The 14,188-nt window shown below is 39.5% G+C and carries 11 protein-coding genes; 4 read left to right on the top strand and 7 right to left on the bottom strand.

Annotated elements, in window-relative coordinates; translation table 11 throughout:
* Positions 1 to 104: 104 nt before the first annotated feature.
* A complete protein-coding gene (locus FTU05_RS01160; protein ID WP_078193645.1) occupies positions 105 to 1,625 on the bottom strand; it encodes a transporter associated domain-containing protein in 1,521 nt (506 codons plus the stop codon).
* A gap of 616 nt (positions 1,626 to 2,241) precedes the next feature.
* On the opposite strand from FTU05_RS01160, the gene FTU05_RS01155 reads away from it, so the two are divergent.
* A complete protein-coding gene (locus tag FTU05_RS01155) occupies positions 2,242 to 2,706 on the top strand; it encodes a MarR family winged helix-turn-helix transcriptional regulator (RefSeq protein ID WP_078193646.1) in 465 nt (154 codons plus the stop codon).
* Positions 2,707 to 2,726: 20 nt separating this feature from the next.
* On the opposite strand, the gene FTU05_RS01150 is transcribed toward FTU05_RS01155, so the two are convergent.
* On the bottom strand, positions 2,727 to 3,386 hold the full coding sequence (locus tag FTU05_RS01150) for an SOS response-associated peptidase family protein (RefSeq protein WP_168378951.1): 660 nt from the start codon (positions 3,384 to 3,386) through the stop codon (positions 2,727 to 2,729).
* Positions 3,387 to 3,424: 38 nt separating this feature from the next.
* Between FTU05_RS01150 and FTU05_RS01145 the strand changes: the two genes are divergently transcribed.
* The gene (locus FTU05_RS01145) at positions 3,425 to 4,411 is read left to right on the top strand and encodes a hypothetical protein (RefSeq protein WP_180163971.1); all 987 of its coding nucleotides are present in this window, start codon (positions 3,425 to 3,427) and stop codon (positions 4,409 to 4,411) included.
* Between the two features lie 76 nt (positions 4,412 to 4,487).
* Here the strand turns inward: FTU05_RS01145 and FTU05_RS01140 are convergent, their stop codons facing one another.
* The 5 genes from FTU05_RS01140 to FTU05_RS01120 all read right to left on the bottom strand — a co-directional run bounded on the left by FTU05_RS01140 (position 4,488) and on the right by FTU05_RS01120 (position 11,539).
* Positions 4,488 to 5,930, bottom strand: coding sequence for an aldehyde dehydrogenase family protein (locus tag FTU05_RS01140; RefSeq protein ID WP_180163969.1), 1,443 nt, complete (start codon positions 5,928 to 5,930; stop codon positions 4,488 to 4,490).
* Between the two features lie 111 nt (positions 5,931 to 6,041).
* Positions 6,042 to 6,518, bottom strand: coding sequence for a hypothetical protein (locus tag FTU05_RS01135; RefSeq protein ID WP_180105855.1), 477 nt, complete (start codon positions 6,516 to 6,518; stop codon positions 6,042 to 6,044).
* Positions 6,519 to 6,606: 88 nt separating this feature from the next.
* Complete coding sequence (locus tag FTU05_RS01130) at positions 6,607 to 8,769, bottom strand: malate synthase G (protein WP_168378907.1); 2,163 nt, start codon at positions 8,767 to 8,769, stop codon at positions 6,607 to 6,609.
* A gap of 526 nt (positions 8,770 to 9,295) precedes the next feature.
* Positions 9,296 to 10,447 carry a cell division protein ZapE gene (gene zapE, locus FTU05_RS01125; RefSeq protein ID WP_180003057.1) on the bottom strand — a complete coding sequence of 384 codons (1,152 nt, stop codon included), beginning with the start codon at positions 10,445 to 10,447 and terminating at the stop codon, positions 9,296 to 9,298.
* An 84-nt stretch (positions 10,448 to 10,531) separates the two neighbouring features.
* Positions 10,532 to 11,539, bottom strand: coding sequence for an AraC family transcriptional regulator (locus FTU05_RS01120; RefSeq protein ID WP_180163967.1), 1,008 nt, complete (start codon positions 11,537 to 11,539; stop codon positions 10,532 to 10,534).
* Between the two features lie 181 nt (positions 11,540 to 11,720).
* Between FTU05_RS01120 and FTU05_RS01115 the strand changes: the two genes are divergently transcribed.
* Positions 11,721 to 13,226 carry an NAD(P)/FAD-dependent oxidoreductase gene (locus FTU05_RS01115; RefSeq protein WP_180026952.1) on the top strand — a complete coding sequence of 502 codons (1,506 nt, stop codon included), beginning with the start codon at positions 11,721 to 11,723 and terminating at the stop codon, positions 13,224 to 13,226.
* A 49-nt stretch (positions 13,227 to 13,275) separates the two neighbouring features.
* Positions 13,276 to 14,184, top strand: coding sequence for a lysine exporter LysO family protein (locus FTU05_RS01110; RefSeq protein ID WP_180066660.1), 909 nt, complete (start codon positions 13,276 to 13,278; stop codon positions 14,182 to 14,184).
* The last annotated feature ends 4 nt before the right edge of the window (positions 14,185 to 14,188 follow it).

Here is a 14,188-nt window from a genome sequence, read left to right as displayed (position 1 = left end):
CATCGTGAATTGCAGCCCTCGTTATATAGGATTTCTTATACTTTCTAGTCATAAAAAAGACAGCTTCGAAAAGCTGTCTTAGGGTCATTTTTAATATTTGAGCATTAGGCCTGGTAATAGATATCAACCGTTTTAATGCGGTTTTCATCCATTGCCGTGACTTTAAATTGAATGCCTTTAAAATCAACCACAGTCCCGACTTCAACATTGCCGTGAGTCTGATCTAAAATGAGGCCTGAAACACTGATATAACCATCATCTTCTTCGATCAAATCCAGCATTTCCAATTCAAGTTCTAACTGATACAGATCGAGCATGCCTGAAGCTTTCCAATGTTCATCATCGATTTTAATCAAATCAAGTTGTTCATCCGCATCAGGGAATTCACCAGCAATTGCTTCAAACACATCGAGTGGTGAAATCAGACCTTGTACCGCACCAAACTCATCCGTAACCAATACCAAAGAGCCTTTAGAAGTCCGCAAGGTATTAATCGCATCAATCACCTTCATTTTTTGGAAAATAAAGATCGGACGATGACGTTTAATCAATGCTTTTAGATCATCTTCACTGTCTAGAACATCAATAAGTTCTTTCGCGCGGACAATACTAATCACTTTATCCAAGCTACCACGACACACAGGGAATAAACTGTGCGGCACTGAAAGGACTTGCTCACGAATTTGCTCAGGTGTGTCATTTAAATCCACCCAAGAAATTTGATTACGGGGAGTCATGATCGACGCAACTGAACGCTCTGCAAGCGTCAACACCCCCCCAATCATGTAACGCTCTTCGTCTGCAAAGGTTTCTTGCGCCTGATTACCGACTTGATCAGCTTCTAAGCGCCCACCCATCAGTTTTAAAATACTGTCTGCAGTACGATGGCGTAATGGAATTTTCGCTTCGTGTTTTTGAGCATTGCGTTGACTAAACTGGTTAAAGGCTTCGATGACAATCGCAACACCAATACCTGAGTAGATATAGCCTTTCGGAATATGGAAACCAAAACCTTCTGCTATCAAACTAATACCGATCAGTAATAAGAAGCTTAAACATAGGATCACGACGGTCGGATGTCGGTTTACAAAAGCCGTTAGCGGTTTAGATGCAAGTAACATCACTGCCATTGCCACAATCATTGCTGCCATCATGACATAAATGTTGTCGACCATACCGATCGCTGTAATGACAGAGTCTAAAGAGAAAACCGCATCTAAGACAACAATTTGCGCAACAACTGCTGTAAAGCTGGCATATGCTACTTTTGTTGTCACTTGAACTTCTGGTTTTCCTTCTAATTTCTCATGTAGCTCTGTGACCGCCTTATAGACTAAGAACAATCCACCGAACAATAATATGAGATCTCGACCAGAGAATGTCCAATCAAAAACGGTAATCAGGGGCTTTGTTAATGTGACCAACCAAGAGATTGCAAATAACAATCCTAATCGCATAAATAATGCGAGTGAAAGACCAAGTACGCGGGCTTTATCACGTTGTTCTGGAGGGAGTTTTTCTGCCAAAATGGCAATAAAGACTAGGTTATCAATCCCTAGTACAATTTCTAAAATAATTAATGTAAGTAAACCAACCCAGATTCCGGGATCTAACAAAAATTCCATTAGCTCTCTTCCTCATTCTGGATTGTAAGAATATCTTCAAGCAGACCAACGCACGGCGACGGATCCATAAATTTAACCTGTGTAACTAGAGACCATTCCATTATGCATAATCTTGCGCATTTGTAATGTATTCAAGCATATTTTTTCGCATCAACAATATGACAAAATGTTAAAAACGCTGAATGTATTACAAATCGAATGGGCGATATAAAATACACATCTAGATGTTAAAACCTACTTTTTGAGATCTCCTCTTCCACTTTAAAAAAAGTATGAATTCACCTGACTTTTAATTAAATGTAATTAAATACGTTGTATGAGATTGTATGACAAATCTAATGAATTATTTATTTCTACCTTTTGGTAAAAAATATTAATATTCAATTCAAATTAAAAACTTATTTATTTTCACTACACTATCTCTATAACTGACCTTAGTTTTAATTTCTTTTAAGCATTTAGACAGAATATCAATATAATCTATTTAGATAATCTAAAAATGAGATATCTTCTACTTTCTATTTTTTTATTGTGAACTCTTGCTATTACCCTCTATTTTTCAATAGAATGTTAAAACATTAAATAAAATTAAAACAAATATTCAGGGGACTCCTTTATGACAAAAAAGTATTCAAAATTTTTACCATCCACCGATGACTTTAGTTTAGAAAATTTTCCTTTCTACTGGGTTACTCAGGTGCATTCACAATATGTTTTAAACGTCGACCATGCATTAAAAAAGTATGGCGTTGATAATTCACGTCGTCGTATCCTGCTCGCACTCAAGTCTAAACCTCATGCGAGCGTTTCGGATTTATCTGAAATGGTCGTATCTAAAATGTCGACGACAACCAAGATCGTTTATCGTTTAAAAGATGAAGGCTTAGTAGATACCTATTCTTGTGAAGATGATGCACGTATTACCCGGGTTGTATTAACTGATAAAGGCACTGCAATGACGCAGAAGATTAACGATCTAACGAATGTCGTTCTAGAGCAATCTTTTGAAGGCTTAACACCCCTACAAATTGAAAAAACCATGGAAAGCTTAAAGCATATCTTTAAAAACTTAGCTCGCTAAGCATTTGCATCACCGAAATATCAATCGAAAAAGTTCAGTTGGGGACTGATTTTTTCGATTTTTATTTTGGGTGCGTGTGCACATTCAAACTCATCAACAGGAAAACCTTGTACAAAACTTTGGATGTTGGGTGATTTCCAACTCAGCCACTCTTCCAACCTCGCATGCGGAATTACAATCACCGAACGTTTTACATTGCCCGGCTCATGAAAGTGCTTCATCATCTCATGCTGAATAGCGTCCATCGTAATCATGGTACTTGAACGTACAATCTCATCACCTTGTCTACAAATGTCATATAAGGCAGCAATATAAAACGCTTCTCCATCTTTGCGCTTAACACTCCAACGCTGCGGCTTATTATCGATATACATTGACTCATAAAATTCAGACACGGGTATCACGCCAAACTTACATTTTGAGATTGCATTAATAAACGTAGGCTTTTGGTACAAAGTTTCATTACGAGCATTATAGGTTTTTAGTGCAATAGATTTGTCTTCAGCCCATTTAGGCACCATGCCAAAACCCACTTTTCGCCACTCTAGCCCTTGTTCAGACTTAAAGAGCAGCGGCAAATCATAATTAGGATAGACTTCCTCAGGATATTCAAAACTGATTTCAGGCAAGTTTTGAGACTTTAATTGCGCTAAGCTAATCGGTTTGAAATTGGCACACATATTTGCCATAATCCGCAAAAATTCAATCTTTATAATAAATGAAAAATATAAAACTAATTCGCTTTATTATTTTAATTCTAAGTATGTGCCTATATTCAACCGCACATGCCGCAAAAGTCTCTGTACATACCGTTTCATTTCTACCTTTTAGTCTCGACGCGCTCTATCTCAATGAATATCCATTTAAACAAGGCCTGATCAATGAAAGTGACATCCCTGCTGGCAAGTACCGTATTCAATATAAGCATTTTCGCAATCAGCAAATCATCAATTCGAATCACTGGGTTACGGTCAAAAATCTTCCCAACACCCAAGAACAACAATTTTCATTGGTCATCTTGCCTGATGGTGAAGTAATCAATGTCTCTGACTTTAAAATTAAATCTCCAGAGATGTTTCCTGAAATCCGTTTTGCAAAACGTGCTCAAAATAGTTATCGCTTGATGCAAAATCAGCAAAGACAAAGAGATCAGTTTGGCGTGATTCTTCCTGACGCAGATGAAGCCCATACCACGGAATTGGAAGATCAATTTGGCTGGTTTACGGTTAACGCAGATGAAGGGCGTGTCAGGACTAATTGTACAGGCACGTTTAAAATCAATCCTCAAGATGCGCTCCCCTATTTCACTACTGCAAATTCAGCTCTTCAGTTTAATTATCAACAAGGAAACAAAATACATAACGCATATTTAGCGTTTAGTGATAACAATCCGCTTATTCCAATCGAAGATCGAACAATTCATGAGGCAACAGATTACAAAAATGGCTTGAAGTTTGATGTGTATATTCACAATATCCAAAAAATGAAAACCGAGAGTATTTCTTCTAATTATTCAATCTACAATTATAAGGTACAGGTCAAGCTATATATGACGGCCTTGCAGCGTAAACCTATGCTGTTGATGAATCACAAAATGTACTATCAGGATAATTGTTCAAGCCAAGATATTGGCTCTTTTCTCTATTACAAGACATGTTGGAGCCGTTTTTGGGACTATATTCTGCCTGATATTTCATGGAAATAAACTAAAAATGTCCTGCGTAACATTAGCTTCGGTGAAGTCTATTGCACAAGATAAAATAGACTTCAATTTGTGTATTTTAAGCAGGGAACGTTTGCCAATGGGTGCGGGTAAATTCCTCAAATATCCACTCACCATTAAAGCGACCAAGGCCTGAATTTCGTTCACCGCCAAAGGGTGCATTAGAATGATCCGCCACACTGATGCCATTGATATGCGTCATGCCTATATCGAGTTTGGCCGCAAACTCTCCGCCGCGTGCTAAATTTGAGGTACATACCGCACTCGATAAACCAAATCGGGTTGAATTCGCCAATTCAAGTGCATGCGCTTCATCTCGCGCTTTTAAAATCGGCAAAATTGGCCCAAAGCTTTCTTCTAATGCAATATCAGCGTGCGCATCCACATGGGTGAAAATATGCGGTGCAACCAATTGACCTTCTATACCGCCTGCATAGGCTAAAATCGCATCTTGCTGAATGGCATTTTGAATAATGATTTTTAATTTATCGACCTGAGACTGGTTAATAATGGGACCAATTAAAGTTTCAGCATCGTTGGGATCACCAACTACAATGCTTTTCACTCGTTCAATCAATTTTTCAACATAAGCATCGTGCAAGGATTCATCTACAATCACCCGATTGGTACTCATGCAGATTTGCCCTTGATGCAAAAAACGACCCATCACGGTCAGTTCAACGGCTAAATCTAAATCTGCATCATCTAAAATGACCAAAGGCGCATTTCCGCCGAGTTCTAGCGCTAAACGTTTAATCCGTGAACTTCCTAGCGCTTTCACCCCAACCTGTTGACCTACTTCAGTTGAACCTGTAAATGAAATCATTTTAGGCACAGGATGCTCTACAAAATAGTCGCCAATTTCACTGCCACTGCCTGCAACGACATTTAATACGCCATGCGGCAAACCCGCTTCTTCAAATAATTTTCCGAGCAACGTTCCACCTGTCACTGGCGTGTCACTTGCAGGCTTCAACACCACACTATTACCGCAGGCAATCGCAGTCACCACAGAACGCATCGATAAATGAAATGGAAAATTCCACGGGCTAATCACCGCAATGACACCCAAAGGTTTGCGCAGTACAAAACTCTTTCGACTCGGGTCTTTACTCTCTAGCTGCGTAGTTTGCATTTTTTCAGGAAAACGCAACGATTCTTGGATAATGCCGAGCGCTGCATCAACTTCAATATTGGCTTTTAAACGTGTACTTCCAGATTCATCTATCAGCCATTGAATAATTTCTTCTCTGCGCTGCTGAATGGTTTGAGTTAATTTAGTGATGACTTGCTGACGTACTTCAATGGGCTTGGTCACTTCTGATTTAAAGGCAGCTTCTGCCGCACTATAAGCACTGTCTACATCGACACTGCTGGCTGCCTGCAATTCAAAAATCTCTGCTTGGCTAAAGGGATTGATATTCTTGATGTGACGCGTTGAAGTCCCTGCTCGCCACTGTCCACCAATATATTGCAAATCTAATGCGGTATATGCTGACATCGTTTCCATCCCATTTTTATCATTCATTCCAATGTAAAGGCTTCAGCATCGAAAAGCTATGAGAAAAACAGGAAGAAACTTTATCCATAATTTATTGTACAACGCTACAACTTAAATAGGATGATTAATCTGCTGCATCGCTTTATAGATTCGCCAATAAATATAACAGCTAACCAAAACTTCAAAACTCAGGTCTTTAACTGTGGTGAGTTGCTCAAGTGCAGCCTCCTCCATGTTTAGGGTCAACATAGGTAACAGCCCTTCGACAACCACAGCGATCAAGATAAACAGGACTAAACTCTGAATCGTCACCGGCAGATACAATGCAATAAAGCGCTTTAAAAAATCTCGGCCTTGCTCGCCGCCATTGGCTTTAAATATGGCATTCACCCAGCTGATCAGTAGACCAACTTGTAAAACAAACGAAGCCCAAGCTTCTGTAGGTTTGGATTCTGGGGTTAAGGTCAGTGCTAAGTAGCTAAAGAAAATCAATATTGAGCTGGCAATATAGTAGTTTTTATAATGGGTTTCAGAGACTTTATTCAGTCGTATATCATCCACTAACCGATTTACATTCCATAAATACATGGAGTTTCCTTTTCATTTTTTATGTCGACATTCTAACTTTCTCAAGCAATAAAAAAAGCCTCCGAAGAGGCTTTTTTTGATTTACAGATTAGTCACCTGTATAACCTTTTAATTTTAAACGGTAAGCATGAAGAAGCGGCTCTGTATAACCAGAAGGCTGCTCGCCACCTTTGAATACTAAATCATAAGCAGCTTTGTATGCATAACCATCAAAGCTTGGTGCCATTGGTGTGTAAAGTGGATCGTTGGCATTTTGCTCATCCACAACTTTCGCCATGCGCTTAAATACTTCTTCAACCTGCTCAGCAGTTACGATACCGTGACGTAACCAGTTCGCAACGTGTTGAGAAGAAATACGTAAAGTTGCACGGTCTTCCATCAAACCAACGTTGTTGATGTCTAGAACTTTTGAACAACCTACACCCAAATCAACCCAGCGAACCACATAACCTAAGATACCTTGAAGGTTATTTTCCAGTTCTTTGGTTTTCTCTTCTTCAGACCAGTTTGTATCTGTCGCTAAAGGCGGTGTTAACAAGTCATCTAAAGATAGCGGTTGAGTATTCAACAACTCTTTTTGACGCTCAGAAACATTGCACTGATGGTAATGGATCGCGTGAATTACAGCGCCAGATGGAGACGGAACCCATGCACAGCTTGCGCCAGCTTCTGGATGCTCAATCTTAGTTTTGTACATATCAAGCAACATATCTGGTTTTGGCCACATGCCTTTACCGATTTGCGCTTTACCACGTAAGCCTGCTTGTAGACCGATCATCACGTTACGGTTTTCATATGCAGGGAACCAGATTTGAGACTTCACTTCGCCTTTACGAACGAATGGACCTGCTTCCATGAAAGTATGGATTTCATCACCCGTACGGTCCATGAAACCTGTATTAATAAAGATCGTACGATCTTTCGCTTGCGCGATACAGTTTTTCAAGTTCACAGAAGTACGACGTTCTTCGTCCATGATACCGATTTTCAAAGTCTTCGCAGGTAGACCAAGCGCTTGTTCAGCACGCTCAAATAATTCAACTGCAAATGCAACTTCTTCTGGACCATGCATTTTTGGTTTAACGATGTACATAGAACCTTTACGAGAGTTCTTGTTTTCGTTTTCGCCTTTAATGTCTGCAAACGTCAATAACGGTGTGATCAATGCATCCATGATGCCTTCGTAGATTTCAGCACCATCCACAAGGATCGCAGGGTTTGTCATCAAATGACCTACGTTACGAAGCAACATCAATGAACGACCGTGAAGCGTAGTTTCACCACCAATCAAGTTTTTGTGCGTACGGTCTTTATTTAATGTACGGGTAACAGTTTTACCATTTTTCTCGATAGACTCAGAAAGTGTACCTTTCATTAAGCCTAACCAGTTACGGTAGCCTTCAACTTTCTCTTCAGCATCAACTGCTGCAATTGAGTCTTCCAAGTCTTGAATGGTGGTTACCGCAGCTTCAAGAACTAAGTCCTTAACGCCAGCAGCATCTGTTGAACCAATTGGGCTTGTCGCATCAACTTCAATGATTACATGTAAGCCATTGTTTAAAAGTACGATTTCAGTTGGTGCAGCTTCGTCACCATTAAAACCAACAAATTGAGCTTCTTTCGCTAAAGTTGCAGTTGAGCCGTCTTTTAGGCTTACAACCAACTTTTTGCCTTCTACCGCATATTTAGTTGCATCTGCATGCGAACCATTAGCTAGCGGGAAAGTTTCATTTAAGAAGTTTTTAGCAAATTCGATAACTTTTGCGCCACGAGCTGGGTTATAGCCCTTACCTTTTTCCGCGCCGCCTTCTTCAGAGATCACGTCAAAACCGTAAAGAGCATCGTAGAGTGAACCCCAACGTGCGTTCGCAGCGTTTAAGCAGTAACGTGCATTACGCACAGGTACTACCAATTGCGCACCAGCCAATAATGCGATTTCTTCGTCTACATTTTCTGTGCTGATTTGGAAATCTTCTACTTCTGGTAATAAGTAGCCAATTTCAGTAAGGAAAGCTTTGTAAGCTTCGAGTTCAAATTTGTTGTTGCGGTGCCATTCATCAATTTTAGCTTGAATGTCGTCACGCTTAGCCAATAGTGCTTTGTTCTTTGGGCTAAGATCGACAACGACTTGTTCAAAGTTTTTCCAGTAAGTTTCACTGTCTAAACCTGAACCCGGTAGTGCTTCATTTTCGATGAAATCGTAAAGTTCTTTAGCAATCGCTAACTTGCCTTTTTGAATACGTGCAGTCATTGTCTTTCCTGATATTGCTATTTTTTATAACAAGAGATTCTAGTATACCCATTTATACTTTGCTGAATAGTACTATCACATTCCTAAATAATGATCATTTTCTATGTAATGAAATACCCTCATCATTCAACATAATAAAGATCAGAAATACGACGTCATCATCAGCCTGAATACCTTTTTACAGTGTATAAAGTTTTTGAAATGTCGAAATTAGACTTAAGTGCAGAATTTTGTTCTAAAACTGAACAAATAGACCCAAGCGTCAAACAAACTCACTCGATTAAGCCATGAAATGCTGCCAATGTCGATGCTACAACTTCAACCAATCAGTTTAAATTTAACGCTTTTATCGATGAATTATTAAACAGCCATACTTCTTATTTAATGATGCTTTTATCATGAGACTTGGCTTTAACTTCTATTGTTCGTTCCACAGCTTTTCTTAATTTATACATGTTTTCTAAAACTAAAAATCAAAAAAAAAGAACGCCATCAAGACGTTCTTTTTTCATTCCAACAGAAACGCTTAATTTTCTGGCGTAGATTCTGGTGCATTGATTTGACGGTGAGAGGTATGTAGATAATCATCAGATTGCATTTCCAATAAGCGCGAACGTGTACGCTCAATTTCAAATGCCAATTTTTCACCTTGATATAATTCAATAATCGTATCTTCTGAAGTAAGCAACAACTTCACACCACGGTCATAAAACTCATCAACTAGATAGATAAAACGACGAGTCCCTTCAGACAAATAATCCGTCATGTGCGGCACATTACTCACTAAGACCGTATTATAAATATTGGCAATTTCAATAAAGTCCGCTGGACTACGTGGTTTTAGGCAAAGCTCAGAATATTCACACCACAGTACATCTTCCGTATGACCAATGGTTTCTACAATACGCTGATTAATAATAATTGGCTCTTGTGAAACCGTTTGGGTTTGCGTTAATGCTGTAAAACGCTGTGCCATCCACAACTTATGTTCATGTGTTAAAGGCGACTTAAACAACTGCGCTTGTTTCAATACACGTAAACGATAGTCTACGCCTGAGTCTACATTTAAAATCACACAGTTCTTTTTTACCATTTCGATGGTTGGGATAAAACGGTCACGGTGGATCCCGTTTTTATATAAACCATCTGGTGCGATGTTAGATGTTGCAACAAGGGTGATCCCACGCGTAAATAATTTTTGGAATAGATCACTCAAAATCATTGCATCCGTGACATTGGATACAAAGAATTCATCAAAGCAGATCACGACTGCTTCTTTATAAATTTGATCTGCAACTAGGTCGAGTGGATTACGCTGACCTGAAAGCTTATTTAATTCACGGTGTACGTACTGCATAAAGTGATGGAAATGCATACGAGTTTTGCGTCGAAATGGCACAGAATCATAAAACTGATCCATCAGCCACGTTTTACCACGTCCTACACCGCCCCACATATACACCCCTTTCGGTGCAGTTTGACGACGGAAACGACGAAACGCTTTTTTAGAAGCCTTAAAACGTTGGATTAATTCTTGCCAAACTCGATCCAACTCATGCACCGCTTGCGCCTGTTCCTGATCTGGTAAAAACTGACCAGATGCTAAGGCTTGAGCATAACGCTCAGCCGGTGAAATCGGAGTAAATGCGGTGTTGTGTGGTGACTGAAAATCTGACATATCATTAAATACTTTTTTGGGCTAAATGAATTATAACGAAGAATAAACTCGAAGATATAACACTTTGGCAGTAAAGCGCATTGGCTATTTATTATATTGTCTCGGACTATGCCCAAACCAACGTTTAAACGCATGATTAAACGCCGCAGGTTCTGAATAACCCAGCAATTCTGCAATCATTTCAATTGAATATTCATTATATTCAATCATACGGAGTGCTTTATCTTTAATAATATCTTCACGAATTTGCTTATAACTGGTATTTAACTGTTGCAATTGATGACGTAAAGTTCTTTCCGGCAAGTTCAATGCTTGAGCAGTTGCTGCCATACTTGGCATCGCACCACTTTGTAATTCCAAATAATCTTGTACCCGTTGAACCAATGATGGCGCATCTTCATCGGCGCTTAAACGTTCTAACTCCGCAATACACTTCGACTCATACAATCGAAACGTAATAATATCAGCGGATGGAATACGAATATCTAGAACATCCTCATCAAACCAAAATGCCGCAAATGGCGCACCAAATCGAACTTGAGAGCCATAATAATCAGTAAACATTTTTAATTTTTCGGGATCTTTGGGTTCAGCAAACGGCAAATCAATTTGAACTTGTGGCGTAGATAGCCCCATCATTTTGTACAGATCACGGATGAATTTATACGTTCCTGAAATCTCTGACTGTGCTAATAATGCACCCAGTGGCGCATACACATCTTGCGGTTGATAGCATAAAGCCACTTTATGTTGACTGATTTGCAAACTTAAACGCCCAGTTAGATGCGTCAACTGTTGAAAGCGAATCCCCTGATTTAAAGCTTGGCGTAAAGTATCACTAGTAACCAATAACATCAGCAATGGGCCATAACCCGCCAACGTATAATGTTGACCAATAAATAACCCTTGTTCAGGTTCTACATCTTTACCAATGACTTTCAGTACATCCCACTCCAAACTCGGATGGATCACTGAGGTGGGATCGAGTGCGTCGACACGCAGCCCAATGGTTTGCAAACGTTGATCGACATCTACGCCTGCTTTACGCATTCCTTGTATTAAATACATCAGGCTTAGAATGGATCGTTTCATAAATCGTAAAATGACATTAAATTTCTTCTTTTTTACTACAAATTTGCAATTATGAACATTGCCGTTTCGATCAATTTTTCTGTCACCTCAATCATATTGTTCTGATCATGAACTCAAGTATGCTTAGCCTGTAATCTCGCTTGGAATTAAAAAAATGATGCAGGAAGCGCAAACAAAAACAATGCAAACCTCTAAAGCCAATTCGGAAATTCATACGCAAATCGCTATCATCGGCGGTGGTTTTGGTGGTATTGCTATGGCAATACGGCTTTTCCAACAAGGCAATCAAGATTTCCTGATTCTCGAAAAAGCCAATGATTTTGGTGGAACTTGGCGTGAGAACCGCTACCCTGGCGCTGCCTGCGATGTGCAATCACATATGTATTCGCTTTCTTTTGCACCCAAAACAGATTGGTCAAAACGTTATGCCGAAGCACCTGAAATATTTGATTATATCCAACACGTCACCCGTGAATATAATTTAAAACAATTCTGTCGCTTTAATAGTGAAGTGCTTTCAAGTCGATACAATGAATCAACCTGCGACTGGCATTTAGAACTCAAAGATGGTGTTAAAATTACCGCTCAATACGTGATTTTTGCATCTGGCCCGCTACATGTCCCGCAAATTCCACACATTCCGGGCATTGAAAAATTTAAGGGTAAAGTGTTTCATTCTTCGCAATGGGATCATCAATATCCATTAGAAGGTAAAAAAGTCGCATCGATTGGTACAGGCGGCAGTGCCATCCAATACATTCCAGAAATCGCACCACAAACACAGCAACTGTATGTTTTTCAGCGTACCGCGGCTTGGGTCATTCCACGAGATGAGCGTAGTTATCATGGTTTAGAAAAATCATTATTTAAAAAATATGATTGGTTTCGAAAAATTCACCGTGCTCGCCTGTATTGGACCAACGAATCACGTGTCGTGCCAATTGTTAAGCCGACCACCATGAAGTATGCGCAAAAACTGGCAGAACTGTATATTAAATACCAAGTCAAAGATGCTGAACTTGCCAAGAAACTAACGCCAAACTACATCATGGGTTGTAAACGCATTTTAATTTCTAATAAATACTTTCCAACCTTTAATAGACCTAATGTGGAATTGGTCAGTGATGCAATACAAGAAATCACTGAAAATGCCATTATTACCAAAGATGGAAAATCCCGTGAAATCGATTGTCTGATCTATGGCACAGGCTTTATTACCGATCCAAGAATTTATTTAAAATCATTTAAATGTATTGGTGAAAATGCTCAAGAACTCAAACAAGTTTGGCAAGCTGGCGCAGAAAGTTTTTATGGCATTTGCACCAAAGGCTTTCCAAATCTATTCCAATTATTAGGCCCCAATACAGTACTTGCCCATAATTCAGTGGTCTTTATGATTGAGGCACAAGTCGATTACATCTTACAAATGATGCAATTGGTTTCAAAATCTAATGTTCAAGCCATCGCTGTCAAAGATCAGGTGCAAGATCAATTTAACACGCATGTACAAGACATGCTTGATGGCACGGTATGGCAATCAGGCTGCGTGAGCTGGTATCAACAAAATGGCGGTAAAAATTTTGCACTGTGGCCAACTTATACATGGAAATATTGGCTGGCTACTCGAAAAATAAATCCAGCCGATTTTCGACTCCTCAGTAAAACAAAATCTAGTCATGCAGCTTAAGCAATAACAGGTCATAATAGGCAGGTATTCATTATCTGCCTATTTTTGTATGCAATCTTTCTGGTTGATTTTCCAGCTCTTAGCCTGTTTAGGGCTTGGTTTTATTCTTGCACGTCGCCTACCCACTTGGCTTGAAAAAATCGCCTTTAAACTCCTGCCGTACTTTACTTATATTTTGTTATTTGCGATTGCGATCGAATTTTCTGAAACATTACACACTATTCCAGCACCTCTGCAAATCCTCTCTTCATCAGTACTTATTGCACTATTGACCTCAATGGGTGCTTTTATTTGCTGCTATATTTTGTTTAAGCTTTTAGGCTACAAACCTAGTCATGGCAAAGTGTCCATGCAGTTAGTGACAAGCTCACTCATCAATATTAGCTATGCTTTTATTGCATTAGGTTTAGGTTATGCTTTTGCCGAAATTGCAGCACATTTTAGTCTTCAGCCACATATGAGTACTTGGGATCTACTTTTAGTCTTCATGTTTCTGATTGGGCTTGATCTCGCCTACTCACCGCTCGATCGTTCTTGGTTAAATTGGAAAATTCTACTTGTTCCACTCGGCTGTATCGTCGGTTCACTTTTGGGCGCTTTTGCTGCTGCCTATCTATTGCCACAAATCAGTTTGAAAGATTTGATTATGTTGTCACAAGGCTACGGTTTCTATTCGATGACAGGCATCGTCGTGACTGAATTAAAGAATGCGCATCTAGGCAGTATCGCGCTGATGAATGATTTATTCAGAGAAATTTTTGCGATTGTATTTATGTATATTATTGGCTGGCGCTACCCACGCTCTGCAATTTCATCTGCGGGTGCAACAGCTATGGATGTCACCCTACCCATGGTCAAACAAGCCTGTGGGAATGATTTTATTCCACATGCCATGGTCAGCGGCTTTATCCTTTCTGTACTTGCACCTATATTGGTAAGTATATTGGCGGCTATCTAACCCC

It is taken from the genome of Acinetobacter sp. YH12049 (genome assembly GCF_013419875.1).
Taxonomy (GTDB): domain Bacteria; phylum Pseudomonadota; class Gammaproteobacteria; order Pseudomonadales; family Moraxellaceae; genus Acinetobacter; species Acinetobacter amyesii.
This window is presented reverse-complemented; position numbering and strand designations above follow the sequence as displayed.

What these genes read in the sequence shown, in the direction of transcription:
- FTU05_RS01115 (WP_180026952.1), top strand. Translation starts at nt 11,721, where the DNA reads ATGCAAACCTCTAAAGCCAATTCGGAAATTCATACGCAAATCGCTATC.
- FTU05_RS01135 (WP_180105855.1), bottom strand. Translation starts at nt 6,518, where the DNA reads ATGTATTTATGGAATGTAAATCGGTTAGTGGATGATATACGACTGAAT.
- FTU05_RS01150 (WP_168378951.1), bottom strand. Translation starts at nt 3,386, where the DNA reads ATGTGTGCCAATTTCAAACCGATTAGCTTAGCGCAATTAAAGTCTCAA.
- FTU05_RS01110 (WP_180066660.1), top strand. Translation starts at nt 13,276, where the DNA reads ATGCAATCTTTCTGGTTGATTTTCCAGCTCTTAGCCTGTTTAGGGCTT.
- FTU05_RS01120 (WP_180163967.1), bottom strand. Translation starts at nt 11,539, where the DNA reads ATGAAACGATCCATTCTAAGCCTGATGTATTTAATACAAGGAATGCGT.
- FTU05_RS01130 (WP_168378907.1), bottom strand. Translation starts at nt 8,769, where the DNA reads ATGACTGCACGTATTCAAAAAGGCAAGTTAGCGATTGCTAAAGAACTT.
- FTU05_RS01155 (WP_078193646.1), top strand. Translation starts at nt 2,242, where the DNA reads ATGACAAAAAAGTATTCAAAATTTTTACCATCCACCGATGACTTTAGT.
- zapE (WP_180003057.1), bottom strand. Translation starts at nt 10,447, where the DNA reads ATGTCAGATTTTCAGTCACCACACAACACCGCATTTACTCCGATTTCA.
- FTU05_RS01160 (WP_078193645.1), bottom strand. Translation starts at nt 1,625, where the DNA reads ATGGAATTTTTGTTAGATCCCGGAATCTGGGTTGGTTTACTTACATTA.
- FTU05_RS01145 (WP_180163971.1), top strand. Translation starts at nt 3,425, where the DNA reads ATGAAAAATATAAAACTAATTCGCTTTATTATTTTAATTCTAAGTATG.
- FTU05_RS01140 (WP_180163969.1), bottom strand. Translation starts at nt 5,930, where the DNA reads ATGTCAGCATATACCGCATTAGATTTGCAATATATTGGTGGACAGTGG.